The organism is Halorussus lipolyticus (assembly GCF_029338375.1).
Lineage (GTDB): Archaea > Halobacteriota > Halobacteria > Halobacteriales > Haladaptataceae > Halorussus > Halorussus lipolyticus.
The window spans coordinates 1186243-1203323 of sequence record NZ_CP119804.1; the positions used below are offsets into that span (position 1 = coordinate 1186243).

Here is a 17081-nt window from a genome sequence, read left to right on the forward strand (position 1 = left end):
GATGGCTCGGGGCCGAAGCCTGTTCAGCGCCTTCCTCTCGATTTTCAGCGCCCGCGTCCTGACCTCGGTGGTCACCATCCTCTCGCTCCCGGTCATCGTCCGGGTGCTGGGACCGGCGGGCTACGGCGACTACGCCTTCCTGATGTCGGTGTTCAACGTCCTGATGATATTCGTGAGTTCGGGCGTGACCGAAGGCGTCCAGAAGTTCGTCGGCGAGGACCGCGACGACGAGTGGCGCGACAGAGTGGTCGGGTTCTACCTCAAACTCGGCGCTGGCCTCGCAGTCGTCGGCGCAGTCGCAGTCGCCGGAATCGCAACCCTCGGCCCGATAGACTCGTGGTTCGGCCCGGACTTCAGGCTCTACTTCGTCCTGCTGGCGCTGATGATTCCGGCGGTCCAGTTCCGGTCGTTCGTCCGCCGGACCCTGATGGGCATGGGGTTGGAACGCTACTCCGAACCCCTCACGGTGGCCAGCAAGGTGGTCTGGGTCGCGGCCGGACTCGCCCTGCTCTGGTTCGGGTGGGGCGTCGCGGGCCTGCTGACAGCGAACGTCCTGTCGAGCGCGACGGTGGCGCTGATAGGCGGCGCGCTGATTCTCGGGCAGGTGTCTCTGCCCCGAGTCACTTCCCGGCTTCCCGCCGAATTCCCCAAATCTGAACTGCTGTCGTTCAACGTCCTGAACGTCGTCCTCGCGCTGTTGATGATGTCGCTCTACCACGTCGATGTCATCATGCTCCGGACGCTGGTCGGCGACTCGGTAACTGGCTACTACAAGTCCGCGCTCGCCATCGCCGAGTACCTCTGGTTCGTCCCTCTCTCGCTTCAGACCCTCCTCCTGCACTCGACTTCGGACCTCTGGGCCGACCACCGACTCGAACGCATCGAGGAGTTAGCCGCCAAAATCACCCGGTACGCCTTCGCGCTGACCGTCCTGCTCGCGCTCGGGGTGGCCGCGCTGGCCGGGCGGTTCGTCCCGCTCTACTACGGCGAGGAGTTCGCGCAGGCTATCACGCCGCTTCGCCTCCTCCTGCCGGGCGCGCTGGCGTTCGCCGTCGTCAGGCCCGTCTTCTCCATCTCGCGGGCCAACGGCGACCTCAGACCGCTTGTCGCGGCGACCGGGGGCGCGGCGCTCTTGAACGTCGTCCTCAACGCAGTGCTGATTCCCCGGTACGGGATGACCGGGGCCGCGATTGCGACCGGCGTCGGCTACGGGTCGATGCTCGCCTTCCACGTCGCCAGCGCCCGGCGACTCGGCTACGACCCCCTCGCGGACCTCCGGGCCGGGCGCATCGCCGCGACGGCGGTCGTCTCCGCGGTCCCCATCTTCGGACTCTCTGCGCTGATAGCGAGCGATTTGCTCGCGCTCGCCGTCGTGCCGGTCGTCGGATTCGCGGTCTACCTCTCTGCGGCCCTGCTGTCGGGTGCCGTCCGGCACGAGGAGGTCGCCGGCATCGCGGCCGCGCTCCCAGTTCCCGCCCCAATCCAGTCGCTCGCGGAGACGTTCGGGGGCGTGGTGCGGTCCGAGCGCGGCGCGGACGAGGGAGGTGGGGAGTGAGGAAACGGCCCATTGAGACCGGAGAAGACAGCAGGTAACGTGTGGATAACAAAACCGTCGCCGAGCGTAGCGACCCCTAATCGCGGACTCGGACCTCGCTATCTGGAGAGAGAAAATGGCAGGAATACAATGAGTAGCGGCGAGTTGAGAAGTCGCGTCGCGGACCAGCGCCTCGACGTGTGGGGAGCAGTCGCGGGTCTGTTCGTCGCCGTCGTGCTGTTTCCGATGCGGTTTCTGGCGTCCCAAATCTACGTCGAGACCATCCCGCTGGTGGTCGGCGGGGCCTGCCTGCTCTACCTGTTCACCGTCCGCGAGGACATCCGAGAGACCGGTTTGCCGGAACTCTCCGGTGGATTCGCCCGCGTCCTGCCCGGCGTCGTCTTCGCCGGTATCGGCGTGATGGCGGCGCTGGCGGCGATTTCGGGCGGGCGGACCGTGGGGTTTCTCGCGTTGGCAGGAGTGGTCACTTCAGCGATGCTGGTCCAAATCGCGTTCGTCGCCGAGGAGGAACTGGACGTGCGCCTCCTGCTGGCCCAGATTCTGGGCCTCGCGTTCGTGGTCCGGTTCACCGCGCTCTACCTGACGCCCGGACTGGTCGGCATCGACGCGTGGTCTCACGTCTACGAGTACGCCGACGCGATTCGCGGCGCGCACTCGCTTGAGGCGATTGGCGACACCAAGTACTTCGCCGCGCCGCTGTATCACCTGCTGGTCGTGACCGCTGGGGAGGTGCTGGGCACGTCGCTCCGGCAAGCCCTGTTCCTCTCGATGGGCGTGCTGATGGCACTGGTCCCGCTGTTCGTCTACGTCACGGCGCGCTTTTTCGTCCCGGTCCGGTGGGCGCTGTTCGGCACCGCGATGGTCGCCGTCTCGGACCAAGTGGTCCGGTGGTCCATCCACGTCATCCCGACGAGTCTGGGCCTGTTTTTCTTCGGGGCGATTTTCTACTCGCTGTCGCGGTTGTTCTACACCGAGTCGCCCCGGCGCAACGTCGCGCTGGTCGTGCTGTTCAGCGTCGCGGTCATCCTGACCCATCAGGTGTCGTCGTTCATCGTGCTGGTACTGGTCGGCGCGGGGGTGCTGGCGCAGTTCGCGGTCCAGTTGTCGGCCCGGTGGGGCCTCGGTCCCCTCGCACCGACAGACGAGGACGGCAGGGCCGAGGAGGCCGAAGGTGCGGTCGAGAACGTCAACTTGCTGGGCGTCCTCGCCTTCGACCTCGGCCTGCTGGTGTTCATGTGGTCGATAACCCCCTACGGCGACGATTCGTTCCTCCAGACCGTGTTGGACTGGCTTGCGCTCACGCTGGCGAACTCCGCGCGGTTCCTCAACCTCGCCGGACCGTCGGGGACTGGTGGCGGCGGCGGTGGCGACCCCTCCCTGCTGGCCGAGATTGCGACCTACATCGACGCGGGCGGCATCCTGCTGTTGCTGTTCGCCACGGTGACGGGGAGTCTGGTCGCGCTCCGGCGGAGTCGGGCCAGACAACGGGCTTACACCTTCGTCGGAGCAATCGTCATCATGCTGGCGTTCGCGTTCGTCCTGCCGCTCTTTGGCATCCGGACCTTCCTGCCGAGTCGGTGGTTCGCCTTCCTCCACGTCATGATGGTGGTCGTCGGCGTGGTCGGACTCCACTACCTCTCGCGGACGCTCCCGAGAGAGGCCGCCGTCGCGCTCGTGGTCGTCTTCGCCGCAGTCTTCCCGGCGGTGATGATGCTGTCGGTCAGCGGCACCCGCGACAACCCGGTCGTGACCGGCGAGCGCACTCGGTACGCCTACACCGGGTCGGAAATCGCGGCGGTCCGGACCATCGGCGACATCCGGCCGAACGACGACCGACCGCTGTACACCGACCACCCCTACAAGGCGGTGTTCAAGCGGACCGGTGCCCACGAATCCGAGATTCTGCAACTGACCGAGGACGACCGGCCAGCGCCCGACTCGGGGGTGGTCGTCTACCGGGAGTACCAGTCCTACGGCGGCGCGCAGTTCGAGAGTCCCGGCGGCTACACCCCGATTCGCCACCTCGCGCCCGAGGCGGTCTGCGGCGACCGGTCGAGTAGCGTCTACGCCAACGGAGACGTACAGATGTGTCTTTTAGACATATATAGTGATTCGAGAGAATGAAATACAAATTCCTAACACATGAAATCTAACGCAGAACCGAACGGCGAGACCGACCCTGACTCCGGGACACTCGCCCGTCGCGTCCCGCTGGACCTGCTCGCAACGGTCGCGCTGGCGCTCGTCGCGGCCGCCGCCCTGCTCGCGCTCCCGACGAGAGCGCCGCTGACCGACCTCCTCGGCGCGTCGGCGGGCGCGCTGACTGCACGACTCGTCACGCTCGCGCTCGGTCTGCCCCTCCTGCTGTTCCTGCCGGGGTACGCCGCCGTCGCGGTGCTGTTCCCCGGCCGAGAACCCGACGTGGAGCGCCTCGACGCCGAGGGCAATCCGGTGGCTCCTCGGTTCCAGTTCCGCGAGCGCGAGCGCATCGACGACCCGGCCCGCGTCACCCTCGCTATCGGCGTCAGCGCCGTCGTCACGCCCGTCACCGCGCTCGCGGTCAACTTCACACCGTGGGGCCTATACGCTCGGCCGCTGGTCGTCGCGCTCGCCGGCGTCGTGGTGGTCGGAAGCCTCGTCGCGGCGGTCGTCCGACTTCGACTGCCCCCCGAGGACCGCTTCGCGCCGACGCTTCGGCCGGCCTCCTCGGCGCTGTCCTCGGGCGATAGCGACCTCGGAGCCGCCAATCTCGTCCTCGCGGTCGGCGTGCTGGTCGCCGTCGCGGGCATCGGATTCGCGGTCGCAGTCCCTAAACCCGGCGCGCAGTTCACCGAACTCTACCTGCTGAGCGAGGACGAAAACGGCACGCTGGTCGCCGACGACTACCCCGAGTTCGCGGCCGACGACCCCGAACCGCTGGTCGTCGCCGTCGAGAACCACGAAGGGCGAGACGTGACCTACTCGCTCGTGGTCGAACACCAGCGCGTCGAACCCGGCGGGTCGGCGGTGGTGAACGAGACACAACTCGCCCGAACCGAGATTGCGGTGGCCTCGGGCGAGCGCGAACTCACCCGGTTCGACCTCTCGCCGGAGACCGGCCCGGACTCCCGCCTGCGGGTCCTCGTCTACCGCGGGCCGGTTCCCGCTGACCCGACCGCCGAGTCGGCCTACCGGCACGTGGTCCTCTGGCTTGGCGACGGGAGCGAGAACGCGACGGCGACGGGGACGACCCGTTCTCCGGCCACCGGTCCGAACACCTGAGGCGAAAACATCAAACCCTCGCGCGCGAGACACGATAAGTAATGTCCGACACCGCGACGCTGATGGATTCGTACACCGAGATGACAGAACTGCTCCTGCCCAACGACACCAACAATCTCGGCCGGGCGCTCGGAGGAGCGGTCCTCCACTGGATGGACATCTGCGGGGCCATCTCTGCGATGCGGTTCTCGAACCACCAGTGCGTCACGGCGTCGATGGACCACGTGGATTTCATCTCGCCTATCGACCTCGGCGAAGTCGCCATCGTGGAGGCCTTCGTCTTCAACACGGGCAAGACCAGCATCGACGTGAAGGTGGACGTGCGCGCCGAGGACCCCCGAGAGGGCGACGAGCGCGAGACCACCACCTCCTTCTTCACCTTCGTCGCGTTGGACGACGAGGGCAGGCCGACCCCCGTCCCGGACCTCGACTGTCCGACCGACAACCAGCGGGCGCTGAGGGACGCCGCCCGCGAACAGCGCCGCGAGCAGTTGGCGGCCGTCGCCGAGAAAATCGAGGAGACCGGCGACGACTAGGACGACGAGCGAGTCGCCTGCCTACGCCTCGGTCGTCGTCTCGTTGCCGTCAGCCTCCGCCTCGGTCGTCTCGGTGGTGGCCGTCACACCGGGTATCTCGGGGTTGTCGGTCTGGTCGATGGCGACGAACAGCGCGACCGGTTCGTCGGGTTGCTCGTCCTCGGGTGCCGCGAACGCCGAGTAGGCGGTCGCGTTGACGAGGCTCTCGGTGTGCGACGAGACGAGGGTCCCGTTGTTGTCCTCGGTGGCCTCCCGGACGTTCAGCGTGTAGACGCCCGAGGGGACCGTGACGTACTCGGTCGCGTTGCCGAATCGCACGTCGTCGAACAGCACTTCACCGGTCCGGTTGACCGTCACGTCAACCGGCCCGAGGTCGGGCGAGACGTGGACCAGTCGGACCGAGGCGTTGGAACCACTCGGCGCTCTGGAGGCGTCCTGAAGCGCGACGAGTCGGAACTCCTCGGTCGCGTTCTCCGCGACCTGCCCGACCGCCGCGAGCGTGAGTCGGTCGTTGGCGGGCACCGAGACCTGACGCGCCAACACGGTCGTCTCGTTCTCGGCGGTGACGATACTGACTCGATACTCGCCCTCCTGCAGGTCGAGGTAGTCAGTCACGTCGCCGAATTCGAGGTCTTGAGCAATCGTCTCGTTGTCCACCAGCACGTCCACGGCGGGCGCGTCGGCCGACATGTGAGCGATGCGGACCGCCGAGTTCTCGGGGTCCTGCACCGTCGCGGTCGGATTCGTCAGCGATGCGACCGAGCCGACGCCGAGGCTGGCGACGACGGCGAGTGCGACTGCAATCGTAATCGCTCGCGTTCGTGTCGAGTTCGTTCTCAGCATCTCTGACGATTATCCGATTCGGCGCAATATAAAGCGAGACGACCGTCCAACCGCGTAATCCGGGACAGCGAGACGCAACCCGAGGATTACGGCACGGTAGCTCCGAGCGCCGCGCTCGAAATCTGGCTTACGCCGCGAAAAAGTAGCGTAGACTCCGCGTCTACATCTCGGTGGTCGTCTCGTTGCCCATCTCCGTCCCCATCATCTCGCCGCTGGAATCGGTGGCGAGGAGGACCTCGAAGGGCGTGTCCGCGGGTTCGTCGTCAGGCGAGAGGTACCCGGCCGCGATAGCCGAGTAGGCCGTGCCGCCCTCCAGCGAGACGTTGACCGTGGTCAGGACCTCGCCGTCGTTGTCGGCGGTCGCGGGCCGAATTTCGAGCGAGTAGTCACCGGCCGGAACGCTCGCGTAGTCGGTCGCGTTCGGGAACGAGGCGTTGTCGTACAGCACTGCACCCGACGAGGCGACGGTCACGTCAACCGGCCCGGCGTCGGGCGAGGCGTGAATCAGGCGCACCGTGGCGTTCTCGTCGCTCGGCGACTCGAAGTCGTCAACGTAGATTTCGGGCGCGAAGGTCTCCTCGCTGACCTCGCCGGTGGCCGCGATGGTGTACATCGTGTCGGCCTCGACCGAGACGTTGCCCTCGAAGACGACCGTCTCGTTCTCCGAGGTCTGAATCGTCACGGTGTGTTCTCCGGCCGAGAGTTCGAGGTAGTCGCTGACGGTGCCGAACTCGACGCCTTCGAGCGCGGCGCTCCCGTCAACCAGCACGTCCACGGCGGGCGCGTCCGGCGAGAGGTGCGCGACCCGAACCTGTGCAGACCCGTCTTCCTGTCCGCTTGCTCCCACTGTTACCATTCCGACGCCGACGAAACTCAGCATCACCAGCATAGCGACGCCGAGCGTCGCCATCCGTCCTATCGTGTTGTTTTGTTGTTCACTCATACCGCAGACGGTTCTCAGGACGAATCGAACATAAATCGGCACGACCATTCACGGCGTAAGGCCGAGAATAGCCGGCAGAAACCAGTATTACCGGAGAGTTTCGTCACACGACGAATTCGGCTTTCGTCTGGCGGAAACCGATTCCTAATCGGTTTATTTCATTATACGTACCCTGACAGCTTCTCGTAGGCCTCCTCGGCCACCCGGTCGGGTTCGTCGGGGTAGGTGTAGAGTTCGAGCGTGGCGAACCCGTCGTAGTCGATGTCCGAGAGGGCATCGAAGATGGCCGCGAAGTCGAGGTCCCCCTCGCCCGGCACGCGGTGGTAGTGTTTGCCTCTGCGACCGCCCACGATGTCTTCGAGGTGGACGCCCGTGATGTGGCCCGCGCTCCGGTGGATGGTGTCGGTCAGGTCCTCGCCGTAGACTGCGGCGTGGCCCACGTCGAGGTTGATACCCAGCGAGTCCCGGCCCACGTCCTCGATGAGCGCCAGCACTTCGTCGGTACACTCCACCAGCAGTTCGGGTTCGTACTCGATGCCGACCTCGACGCCCCGGTCCTCGGCGTAGTCCAGAATCTCGGCCAGCGACTCGCGGAGATATTGGTGGGCCTCCTCGGGAGGGTTGCCGGGCAGGGGTCTGCCGGTGGCGAGACAGACCGCCGGAGAATCGACGGCCTCGGCGAGGTCGATTGCGCGCTTGGTGTACTCGACGCGCCACGCGCGCTCCTCGTCGTCGTCGGTGACGACGCTCGGGTCGAAGAACGCCGAAGGCGGCGCGTCGTCGTAGTACCCCATCGCGGTGTTGGCGTTGATGTTCGAGACTTCGAGACCGGTCTCGTCGAGGGCGTCTTGCACCGCCCGCCGGTCCTCGTCGCCGAACTCGGGGAAGTAGGCGTGGGGGTCGTCGCCGAGGAGTTCCACCCCACTGTACCCGTGGTCGGCGATGCGCCGGACGGCTTCCGGGAGTTCGTACTCGGTGTAGGCGTTGGTCGAGAAGGCCAGTTCGGTCATAGCGCGTGGACGACGGCCGGGAAGTTACGTGTTGTCCTCGCTCCGACGTGACGGACGACTTTGGATGTAGACGCGACGAGGACGCCCCACTGCCAGCGGAGAAGTGAACGCTCTCGAAACCCCAGCCGCTCGCGGTCACGTGAGCGGTGCGCGGCGCTCTGCGCCGCCACCGGCGAGCGGAGCGACTGAGGGTCGGTCGGCCCGTCGTGGCGCGTCGAGCGGACACAACGCGCCCCTTCGTTTGAGAAATGTCTGGACATATCTTACAAATTCGTAGGATTGCTAAAGAATTGGAAATGCGTCTTTCTCACCGCTCCGACGACACCGCTGTCGGGCGGCGACTCGTCGCCGCCCGGTGTCGCTCGGTCGTCGCTCAGTTGCTCGTCGTGGTCGTCTCGCCGCCGTCTTCCGTGGTAGTCATGCCGCCGCCTTCGGTCGTGGTCTCGCCCTTGGCCATCGTCGTCGTCGTGGTCGTCTCCATCCGCGGGCGTTCGACCTCCTCGCCCTCGCCCGCCGGGACGATGCGGTAGACCTTCCCGGTGTCGCCGACCGGGACGCCCATGTCGTTGCCGAGGACATAGATTCGACCCTGACTGTCCTGCCCGAACGCGAGGATGAACATGTTGATTTGGCCGTTCGGGGCACCGGCAATCTGTAGCTCCTCCAGCGACCAGAGTTCGTCGCTGTCGCCGCCGCCGTCTCCAGTCGTGGTTTCGCCGCCCTCCGTCGTCGTCCCGTCCGCTTCGCCCGGTCGAGTCGCGGCGAAGATGCGGCCCGCGGGGTCGGCACCGGTCCTGCTGTAGTCACCGAAGACGTACTTCCCAGTGACGCCGGAGATGGCGTCGTTGCTGTAGATGTGCCCGCCGATGACCGAGACGCCGACTCCTCGGCCCTGATAGGTGTGGGGATACTCGATGATGGGGTCGATGAACGGTTCACCGCCGCGGACGCTATCGGGCGTCCCGCTCGGGCACTCCTCGGGCGGTTCGTTGGGGTTCTCGGTACTGAAGCAGTGGGTGGCCTCCTTGACGTTCCACGCGTGGTTGCCGCCCTGCTGAACGATGTCCACCTGCTCGAACAGGTTCTGGCCGTTCGACGCCGCGTACAGTTCGCCGTCGTTGAACGAGGCCTTCCACGGGTTCCGGAAGCCCCACGCGAAGTACTCCGGCAGGCCCTCGTAGTCGGAGAATGCCCCGCCCTCCGCGAAGGGATTGTCGTCCGGGATGCCGTAGGGCAGGTTCTCCTGCTCGCTGTTCACGTCGATGCGGAGGACCCCTCCCATCAGGTTCTGGGTCACGTCCTGTCCGTTCCCGCCCTCGTTGGCGTCGTACCAGTCCTCGACGTGGCCGAGACCGGTGTCGTCGGCGTCTCCGCCGTCTCCTGTCGGGACGTAGAGATAGCCGTCCGGGCCGAACGCGACGTCCCCGGCGTTGTGGTTGAACTGAGGTGAGGGCATCTCTAGCAGTCGGGTCTCGGACTCGGGGTCGCCGGTGCTGAGGTCGTCGCTGGCTTGGAACTCCCCGAGGACCTCGACGTGGTCGTACTCCTGTAGGTCCTCCACGCCGCTCCAATCGACGCTACTCACGAACGGCGGTTCGGTCAGCGGCACGCTGTACCGCAGGAAGAACCGACCGTTGTTCTGGAAGTCCGGGTGGAAGGCGATGCCGAGCAGACCCCGCTCGTCGAAGTTGCTCCCTTCTCTGCCGCCGACGTCCACGAGTCGGTCTCGAATATCGAGGAATGGCTCGTCTTGGAGTCCGTCAGGACCGTGAACGTAGATTTGGCCGACTTGGTCGAGGATGAACTGCCGGTCGTCGTTCGGCGGCGCGCGGAGCGCCACCGGCGAGGTCAGTCCGCTGGCGACCTGTTGGACGCCGATGCCAGCGCCGCGAGGCATGAATCGCTCGGCCTCCTCCTCGCCCGCCGTGGTCGTCTGGCCCTCGAACCGGATGTCCCCGCGCATCGACGCCGGATGGACCTCACAGACGTACTCGGCCATCCCCTCGCGGGCCGTGAACTCCAACGTCTGGGTCGCGCCCTGTTCGGAGATGATTTCGGTCGATTCGACCGCGTTGCCCTCGTTGTCGAGGATGGCGACGTTGTGCGGTCTGCCGTCGGTGTTCTCCCACGTGATGGCGTACTCCTGTCCGGCCTGCAACTGAATCGTCGGGTTGGTCTGGCCCTCGATTTGGGAGGGCGCGCGCCCCATCCACCCGGCGACCTCGCCGCCGAATCGATACTCCTGTCGCTCCTGTCCTGTTACGTTATTTATAGCTACGCCGCCGACCCCGGCCACTGTGCCGGTCGCCGCGGTCGCTTTCAGGAAGGTACGTCGTGACGATTTGTCGTCGTTGTTTCTCGTCATCCGGAACGTCCGACAATGCTAACGTATATAATCTGGTAGCACTGTTCGTACCACCTAATTCACGGTTTAACACGTACAGGACGAGTTAGCCTCGGTCTTCCCCGTGACAAGACCGAATTACGGCTACGAAACGTCGAACATGCGAGAGAGGCCGACTGCTGGCAGGAGAAACGCCGCCACTGCGAGCGTCCATCCGACGCCCGCAATCGCCGCGAACGCCGCGTCGAGGACCACCAGCGCGACGACGCAGGTGCCGACTGCGGGACCCACCACCTCGGGCACCGGATTCCGGTAGGCCCCGACGAGCGCCCGGCCAGTCCACGCCAGAAAGCCGACCGCGAACGCGCTCCCGGCAAGCGGTGCGCCCGACCCGTCGGACCAGACCAGCGCCAGCGCCGACGCCGTGGCCGCGACTACCCCTGCTCCGGCCACCGCGACTGCCCGGCGTTCCGCGCCGGTGGCCTCCTCGGCGGCCATGTACGTCACCGCGGCGATATAGCCAGCGACGACGACCGGAACCGCCAGCGCCCACCCCGGAAGCGAACCGAGCGAAATCCCGACTGCCGCAGTCGTGCCGAGGAGGACGTTCAGTCCTCGGGCCGACCCCATCGCCAGAAAGCCGACCGGACCGCCCTTGAGCGCCCCGTCGTAGAGCAGGATGGCCGCGGCGAGCGCCGACGCGACGAGTGCCCCACCGAGGCCCGCGGCCACTCCCGAGACGACCACGCCCGCTCCGAGCAGACCGAGGCCGAACCGGAGCGCCGCCGGCCGCGAGACTCGCCCCGAGGGAATCGGGCGCTCGGGGCGCTCGTCGGCGTCTTGGGGCGCGTCGAAGTAGTCGTTGAGCATCGTGCCCCCGGCGTAGAGCAGTATCGACCCGACCGCGAGTCCGGCGAGCGCCCGGAGCGAGACCGTGGTGTCGGTCCCAATCACTGCCGACGCGGCGCTTGCGAGCGCCCCGCCCAGAATCACGTCCGGCGGCGCGGTGAACAGGTTGGGCACCCGGACGAGTTCGGCGTAGGCCGACGCCGTGGTTCGGACGCTCCGCGAGTCGGCGTCGAAGACTGCCACTCACACCCACCCGTGGTCTTCGAGGTAAGCGTAGGACTTGCGGGCGGTCTCCTCGGCGGTCTCCTGATAGGGGTAGAGTTCGACCGTGACGAAGCCATCGTAGCCCGAGTCGTCCACCGCTTCGAGGAAGCCGTCCACGTCCATCGCGCCGTCGCCGAGTTGGGTGTGTTCGTGCGACCGGTCCTCGGGGATGTCCTCGACGTGGTAGTGTTGGGTGTAGGGCGCGAGGGTTTCGACTGCGGCGGCGGGGTCCTCGCCGACGCAGAACAGGTGCCCGGCGTCGAAGTTGCACCCCACCGCGTCCGAATCGACCATCTCCAGACAGTCGAGGAACTGGTCGGTCGTCTCGATGAGCAGGTCGGGTTCGGGTTCGACCAGCAGGTCCACGTCCAGTCGCTCGGCGGTCGGAATCACCTCGCTCAGGCTCTGTGCGAACGTCTCCATCGCCCACTCGCGGGACTTCCCGTCGGGAATCGGCCCGCCGGGTTCGATGGAGATGTAGCCGAAGTCGAGTGCGTCGGCGACTTCGAGGGCCTCTCGGGTGTAGTCGATGCGCCGTTGGCGGTACTCGGCGTCCTCCTCGATGTAAGAGGGGTGATGGAAGCCCTCGATTGCGGTCAGCATGAAGGCGTTGCAGTTGCTGATGGCGATGTCGTTGTCTGCGAGGGCGTCCTCGATTTCGGCCACGTCGGCGTCGGTGGTCTCGGGCGGGTAGAGATGTGGCTGGTCGAACAGGAGTTCCACGCCGTCGTAGCCGATGTCGGCCAGAATCTCGATTGTCTCGACCGGGCCGTAGTCGCGGAAGGCGTTGGCTGAGAATCCGAACTCCATGGATTTCAGGGTTCGTAGTCGAAGTTCGGCGACTGATTGAAGAACTCGTAGGGGTTCTCGAAGACGACTTTTCGGACCTCCTCGCGGTCCCAACCCCTGTCGAGCATCTTGTCGCGGGCCTTCGGCACGGCGAGTGGATCAGAGGGGTCCCAGTCGGCCGCGCTGTTCAGAATCATCTTGTCTGTGCCGTGTTCTTCCAGCAGGTCGATTGCCTTCTCGTCCTCGATTTTGCCGGGGTAGAGCGTGAACCCGACCCAGCAGTCGGTCTGGAGCGAGGTTTCGACGGTGTTCTCGGTGTTGTGGTCGATGATGATTCGCTCCTCGGTCACGTCCTCGTCTTGAATCATCTCGACCAGTCGCTCGGTGCCCTCGGGCTTGTTCTCGTGCGGCGTGTGAACGATGACCGGTAGCTCTCGTTCTTCGGCCATCTGGAGTTGTCGCCGGAAGGCACGTTCCTCCTCGTCCGTGCCTTGGTCGAGACCGATTTCGCCGACACCGACCACGTTCTCGCGGTCCAGATACTCCGGGATTTTATCCATGACCTCCTCGGCCATCTCGGGGTAGTTGGCCTCTTTCGGCTCTAAGGCGATGGTGACGTAGTGGTCCATCCCGCCAGCGCGTTCGGCGCGTTCGGTCTCGAAGTCGATGATTTGCTCGAAGTAGTCGAAGAAGGACTCGGCGTGTTGCTTGTCCGTCCCACTCCAGAACGCCGGTTCGATACAGCACTCGATTCCGGCCCGGCGAGCGCGCTCGTAGTCGTCGCTCGACCGGGAGACCATGTGCATGTGTGGGTCGATGATACGCATCGTTCGAATCAGATGCCGGCGGGACTTTGTTATGAAGACGTTACGTTCAATTATACAACATATACCGGCGAAGGGCGCGCTCGGAGTCGCCCCGGAAGGTATTTTCGACCGTCGAAAATATTTCAGTTATCTCATAAAACAAAAGGGTCTCCTCGGCTAGTGGGTAGTGGATGACCGATACAGGTGTGTGGCTAGTCGGGGCGCGGGGGAACGTGGCGACGACCGCGATGGCGGGGGCGAGGGCGATCGCTCGGGGTGAGACCGACCAGACGGGGATGGTGACCGGGCGGAGACCCTACTCGGCGTTGGACCTTCCGGCGGTCGAGGACCTTCGCTTCGGCGGTCACGACATCCGGGAGACTAGCGTGGTCGAGACCGCCAGAGTCCTCTCCGAGAGCGGGGTGCCGAAACCGGAACAGGTCGATGCGGTCGAGGAGGACCTCCGGGAAATCGACGGGCGAATCCGGACCGGAACCGCGGTCAATTGCGGCAGGGCGGTCGCCGACCTGAGCGACCGCGAGCGATTAGAGGAGCGTTTCAGCGTCGAGGAGGTCGTGGCCCAGATTCGGGACGACTACGAGACCTTCCGGAGCGACCACAATCTCGACAGACTCGTGGTGGTCAACGTGGCCTCGACCGAACCCGAACTGGCGGACGCCGACCGATACGACACCCGCGAGAAGTTCGAGGAGGCCGTCGCCGACGACGACGCCGACCTGCCGGCGAGTTCGCTCTACGCCTACGCCGCGCTGGTCGATGGCCACCCCTACGTCAACTTCACACCGAGTACGGGGTCGGCCCTCGGCGGACTGCACGAAGTCGCCGAGGACGAGGGCGTGCCCCATATGGGCCGGGACGCCAAGACCGGCGAGACGCTTGTCAAGTCCGCGCTCGCGCCGATGTTCGCCGGGCGGAACCTCCGGGTCATGTCGTGGGAAGGCCACAATATCCTTGGGAATACAGATGGAAAGGTATTGGAAGACAAGGAAAACGAGGCCGGGAAGCTGGCGAGCAAGGGCGACGTTCTCGACTCGATTCTGCCCGAGGTCGGCCACAACCGGGTCCGCATCGACTACACGCCGTCGCTGGGCGACTGGAAGACCGCGTGGGACTACGTTCACTTCGAGGGATTTCTGAACACCGAGATGACGATGCAGTTCACGTGGGAGGGGTCGGACTCGGCGCTGGCCGCGCCGCTGGTCCTCGATTTGGTGCGACTCGTCGCCCACGCCGACGACCACGGCGAGTCGGGGCTTCAGCCACAGTTGGCCTCGTTCTTCAAGGCCCCGATGGGCGTCGAAGAACACGACCTGTCCCGGCAGTTCGACCTGCTGGACGAGTACGCCGAGCGACATCTGGAGGCCGAGGAATGACCGCCGAGCGAGTCGTCGTCCTCAACGTGGTTGGCTTCCGACCCGAATATCTGGGAAGCGGCCACGCGCCGAACCTGACCGACCTCCTCGGGGAATCGGCCGCCGACCTGCGACCGCCCTTCCCGGCGGTGACGATTCCGGTCCAGACCACGCTGGCGACCGGTCAGTCTCCCGCGACCCACGGCGACGTGGCCAACGGCGAGTACGACAGGGAGTCCGATTCGGTGGCCTTCTGGGAGCGCGACCGAGGAGACCGCGAGCGAATCTGGGAGACTGCGAGAGACGCCGGACTCACCACGGGTGCGCTCTTTTTCCAGCACCTCATCGGAACCAACGCAGACGTGGCGGTGACGCCCTCGCCCATCGAGGACGAGAACAACGACCTCATCGAGATGAACTGCTGGACCAACCCCGACGACTTCTACGACGAGTTAGAGGCCGAACACGGCCACTTCCCGCTCCATCACTACTGGGGACCGGGGGCGAACGAGGAGTCCAGCGAGTGGATTCTGACCGCGGCGCGCGAGTCGGTTGAACGCTACGACCCCGACCTGCTCTGGGTCTACGTCCCGCATCTGGACTACGACGCCCAGCGCCACGGGCCGGATTCGGCGGAACTGATGGACGCGGTCGAAACCGTGGACGCGATGGTCGGCGGGTTTCTGGACCACCTCCGGAACGACGACCGGTGGGACGAGACGGTAGTCGGCGTCGTCAGCGAGTACGGATTCCACGGCGTCGAGACGCCGGTCTTCCCGAATCGCGCGCTCCGCGAGGCCGGACTGCTGGAAGCACACGAGGAGGACACCGAGGCGGAAAACAGCGAGGCAGAAGACAGCGAGGACGGCGAGGGCGGAATCGACGTGGACATTCCGGCCTCCGACGCCTTCGCCATGGTGGACCATCAGGCCGCACACGTCTACACCGACCAAGAAGCCATCCCGGAGGCCCGCGAGGTCCTCGCGGGACTGGATGGCGTCGCCGAAGTCCTCGGCGAGGAGGGCAAAGCCGAGTACGGAATCGACCACGAGGACTCGGGCGAGTTGGTCCTCGTCGCCGACCCGGACGCGTGGTTCCAGTACTACTGGTGGGCCGACGACGAGACACCGCCCTCCTACGCCACCGAGATGGACATCCACGCCAAACCCGGCTTCGACCCCTGCGAACTGTTCTTCGGCGAGAAGGTCCCGGTATCGCTCTCGCCGTCGCAAATCAGCGGGTCCCACGGCCGGGTGGACGACGACGTTGGCGGCATCTGCGCCTTCGGCGGCCCGGCCGCGCCCGACGAACTCCCGAGCGAGGTAGACGCCCGACAGGTCGCGCCGACGATTGCTGGCCTTCTGGGAGTCGAGGACGACCTCGGGATGGACTTCGAGGGGTCCTCGGTGGTGGAGTAGCTACAGGAACTCGTCGGGGAGTCGCTCGAACTCGGACTTGTGTTCGTCGGAGCAGAACCGATAGTGGTCTCCTCGGTGTGTGGTCTCGATTCGCTCGTACTGGTGGACCGGCCCGCCGCAGACCGGACACTCCGTGGTTGTCATCCGGAACAACGTCTATCGGCAGTCTGAAAAGCGCTACGGCGAAATTCGACCATTCCGACCCCAACACTTGGCCGAACGACCGGTCGCTTTCTAAAACACTTCTCCTCTCGTTTTCGAGTCGGCTTCAATCTCCGTCCGGTTGCTCTGATTCCCCGACGACTACCTTTTTGCCGGGCGAAAGCGTACCTCGGAGCATGTCACTCGACGTTGACGAGCCGTCGCCGCCGTCGCTCTCCACGAAGGTAGACGCCTCCCAGTACGAGGACGCCGACGTGCAGGGCGACGACTACCGGCGCGACGAGTTAGAGGAGTACCTCGAAGACGGCGCGTGGGCCGACGCCTTCGACGAGTGGGCGGCCCACACCGACCTCGACGAAGACGAGTACGCCATCGCACAGGACCTCGACATGTTCGAGGAGTTCGACTTCTTCTGGGATTCGTTCGCCGACCGGGTGGGCTACCACGCGCCGGGCATCCCCGAGGACTGGAAGGCCAGAGAGTACCACCCCGACATCGACTCGTGGAACACCGTGTCGGGCATCAACGCCGCGATGACCGAGTTCGGCCAAATCGTCTGCGACGTGCTGGAGGACAACTACATCGACTGGGAGGGCGACTACGAAGCGCCCGACGATTTGCCGGATTTCGAGACGTAACTCGGTGTCTTTCGTTCTATAAGTTCTCTTTTCTGAGAGTACGGCAACAGCAACGACAGAGAAGGTCGTTTAGAAAGCCCCCGGTCGCTGGCGGTCACACGAGCGAAGCGAGTGTGGCCTCGGAAGACGTTGGTTGTCTTCCGGCGGTCGCTCAGACGGATATTTCGCGGGCGCAGTTCTGCGCCCGCGAAATAGGGCCGCCTGAGACGACCACGCGGTGCGCCAGCGACCGGCCCCTTTCAGTCCACCCAGACGAGCGGTTGTGTCACCGAGCGCGTCCCGGTGGACTG

General features: G+C 65.5%; 15 protein-coding genes. 7 read left to right on the top strand and 8 right to left on the bottom strand.

Annotated elements, in window-relative coordinates; all coding sequences use genetic code 11:
- The first annotated feature begins 1 nt into the window (after position 1).
- The 4 genes from P2T57_RS06000 (at position 2) to P2T57_RS06015 (ending at position 5352) form a co-directional block, all read left to right on the top strand.
- Positions 2 to 1555, top strand: coding sequence for an oligosaccharide flippase family protein (locus P2T57_RS06000; RefSeq protein ID WP_276301580.1), 1554 nt, complete (start codon positions 2 to 4; stop codon positions 1553 to 1555).
- A 129-nt stretch (positions 1556 to 1684) separates the two neighbouring features.
- The gene (locus P2T57_RS06005; protein WP_276301581.1) at positions 1685 to 3679 is read left to right on the top strand and encodes a hypothetical protein; all 1995 of its coding nucleotides are present in this window, start codon (positions 1685 to 1687) and stop codon (positions 3677 to 3679) included.
- Between the two features lie 18 nt (positions 3680 to 3697).
- On the top strand, positions 3698 to 4816 hold the full coding sequence (locus P2T57_RS06010; RefSeq protein WP_276301582.1) for a DUF1616 domain-containing protein: 1119 nt from the start codon (positions 3698 to 3700) through the stop codon (positions 4814 to 4816).
- A gap of 41 nt (positions 4817 to 4857) precedes the next feature.
- A complete protein-coding gene (locus P2T57_RS06015) occupies positions 4858 to 5352 on the top strand; it encodes an acyl-CoA thioesterase (protein ID WP_276301583.1) in 495 nt (164 codons plus the stop codon).
- Between the two features lie 21 nt (positions 5353 to 5373).
- Here the strand turns inward: P2T57_RS06015 and P2T57_RS06020 are convergent, their stop codons facing one another.
- From P2T57_RS06020 to P2T57_RS06050, 7 genes are all read right to left on the bottom strand, one after another.
- Complete coding sequence (locus P2T57_RS06020; RefSeq protein WP_276301584.1) at positions 5374 to 6195, bottom strand: DUF4397 domain-containing protein; 822 nt, start codon at positions 6193 to 6195, stop codon at positions 5374 to 5376.
- Between the two features lie 160 nt (positions 6196 to 6355).
- Positions 6356 to 7138, bottom strand: a complete 783-nt coding sequence (locus P2T57_RS06025) for a DUF4397 domain-containing protein (protein WP_276301585.1) — start codon at positions 7136 to 7138, stop codon at positions 6356 to 6358.
- A gap of 161 nt (positions 7139 to 7299) precedes the next feature.
- Positions 7300 to 8148, bottom strand: a complete 849-nt coding sequence (locus tag P2T57_RS06030; protein ID WP_276301586.1) for a sugar phosphate isomerase/epimerase family protein — start codon at positions 8146 to 8148, stop codon at positions 7300 to 7302.
- 373 nt (positions 8149 to 8521) lie between these two features.
- On the bottom strand, positions 8522 to 10513 hold the full coding sequence (locus tag P2T57_RS06035) for a PQQ-dependent sugar dehydrogenase (protein WP_276301587.1): 1992 nt from the start codon (positions 10511 to 10513) through the stop codon (positions 8522 to 8524).
- 123 nt (positions 10514 to 10636) lie between these two features.
- Positions 10637 to 11584 carry a UbiA family prenyltransferase gene (locus P2T57_RS06040; protein ID WP_276301588.1) on the bottom strand — a complete coding sequence of 316 codons (948 nt, stop codon included), beginning with the start codon at positions 11582 to 11584 and terminating at the stop codon, positions 10637 to 10639.
- Complete coding sequence (locus tag P2T57_RS06045; protein ID WP_276301589.1) at positions 11585 to 12415, bottom strand: sugar phosphate isomerase/epimerase family protein; 831 nt, start codon at positions 12413 to 12415, stop codon at positions 11585 to 11587.
- 5 nt (positions 12416 to 12420) lie between these two features.
- The gene (locus tag P2T57_RS06050; RefSeq protein ID WP_276301590.1) at positions 12421 to 13221 is read right to left on the bottom strand and encodes a TatD family hydrolase; all 801 of its coding nucleotides are present in this window, start codon (positions 13219 to 13221) and stop codon (positions 12421 to 12423) included.
- Positions 13222 to 13391: 170 nt separating this feature from the next.
- On the opposite strand from P2T57_RS06050, the gene P2T57_RS06055 reads away from it, so the two are divergent.
- Together P2T57_RS06055 and P2T57_RS06060 are read left to right on the top strand one after the other, a co-directional pair.
- Positions 13392 to 14594 carry an inositol-3-phosphate synthase gene (locus P2T57_RS06055; RefSeq protein ID WP_276301591.1) on the top strand — a complete coding sequence of 401 codons (1203 nt, stop codon included), beginning with the start codon at positions 13392 to 13394 and terminating at the stop codon, positions 14592 to 14594.
- A complete protein-coding gene (locus P2T57_RS06060) occupies positions 14591 to 15991 on the top strand; it encodes an alkaline phosphatase family protein (protein ID WP_276301592.1) in 1401 nt (466 codons plus the stop codon). The genes P2T57_RS06055 and P2T57_RS06060 overlap by 4 nt, the downstream gene beginning before the upstream one ends.
- On the opposite strand, the gene P2T57_RS06065 is transcribed toward P2T57_RS06060, so the two are convergent.
- On the bottom strand, positions 15992 to 16135 hold the full coding sequence (locus tag P2T57_RS06065) for a hypothetical protein (RefSeq protein WP_276301593.1): 144 nt from the start codon (positions 16133 to 16135) through the stop codon (positions 15992 to 15994).
- 194 nt (positions 16136 to 16329) lie between these two features.
- Between P2T57_RS06065 and P2T57_RS06070 the strand changes: the two genes are divergently transcribed.
- A complete protein-coding gene (locus P2T57_RS06070; protein WP_276301594.1) occupies positions 16330 to 16791 on the top strand; it encodes a DUF7992 family protein in 462 nt (153 codons plus the stop codon).
- The last annotated feature ends 290 nt before the right edge of the window (positions 16792 to 17081 follow it).

Bases quoted from the DNA above. Each gene is read 5' to 3' on its own strand.
- P2T57_RS06000 (WP_276301580.1), top strand. From the start codon at position 2: ATGGCTCGGGGCCGAAGCCTGTTCAGCGCCTTCCTCTCGATTTTCAGC.
- P2T57_RS06005 (WP_276301581.1), top strand. From the start codon at position 1,685: ATGAGTAGCGGCGAGTTGAGAAGTCGCGTCGCGGACCAGCGCCTCGAC.
- P2T57_RS06010 (WP_276301582.1), top strand. From the start codon at position 3,698: ATGAAATCTAACGCAGAACCGAACGGCGAGACCGACCCTGACTCCGGG.
- P2T57_RS06015 (WP_276301583.1), top strand. From the start codon at position 4,858: ATGTCCGACACCGCGACGCTGATGGATTCGTACACCGAGATGACAGAA.
- P2T57_RS06020 (WP_276301584.1), bottom strand. From the start codon at position 6,195: ATGCTGAGAACGAACTCGACACGAACGCGAGCGATTACGATTGCAGTC.
- P2T57_RS06025 (WP_276301585.1), bottom strand. From the start codon at position 7,138: ATGAGTGAACAACAAAACAACACGATAGGACGGATGGCGACGCTCGGC.
- P2T57_RS06030 (WP_276301586.1), bottom strand. From the start codon at position 8,148: ATGACCGAACTGGCCTTCTCGACCAACGCCTACACCGAGTACGAACTC.
- P2T57_RS06035 (WP_276301587.1), bottom strand. From the start codon at position 10,513: ATGACGAGAAACAACGACGACAAATCGTCACGACGTACCTTCCTGAAA.
- P2T57_RS06045 (WP_276301589.1), bottom strand. From the start codon at position 12,415: ATGGAGTTCGGATTCTCAGCCAACGCCTTCCGCGACTACGGCCCGGTC.
- P2T57_RS06050 (WP_276301590.1), bottom strand. From the start codon at position 13,221: ATGCGTATCATCGACCCACACATGCACATGGTCTCCCGGTCGAGCGAC.
- P2T57_RS06055 (WP_276301591.1), top strand. From the start codon at position 13,392: ATGACCGATACAGGTGTGTGGCTAGTCGGGGCGCGGGGGAACGTGGCG.
- P2T57_RS06060 (WP_276301592.1), top strand. From the start codon at position 14,591: ATGACCGCCGAGCGAGTCGTCGTCCTCAACGTGGTTGGCTTCCGACCC.
- P2T57_RS06065 (WP_276301593.1), bottom strand. From the start codon at position 16,135: ATGACAACCACGGAGTGTCCGGTCTGCGGCGGGCCGGTCCACCAGTAC.
- P2T57_RS06070 (WP_276301594.1), top strand. From the start codon at position 16,330: ATGTCACTCGACGTTGACGAGCCGTCGCCGCCGTCGCTCTCCACGAAG.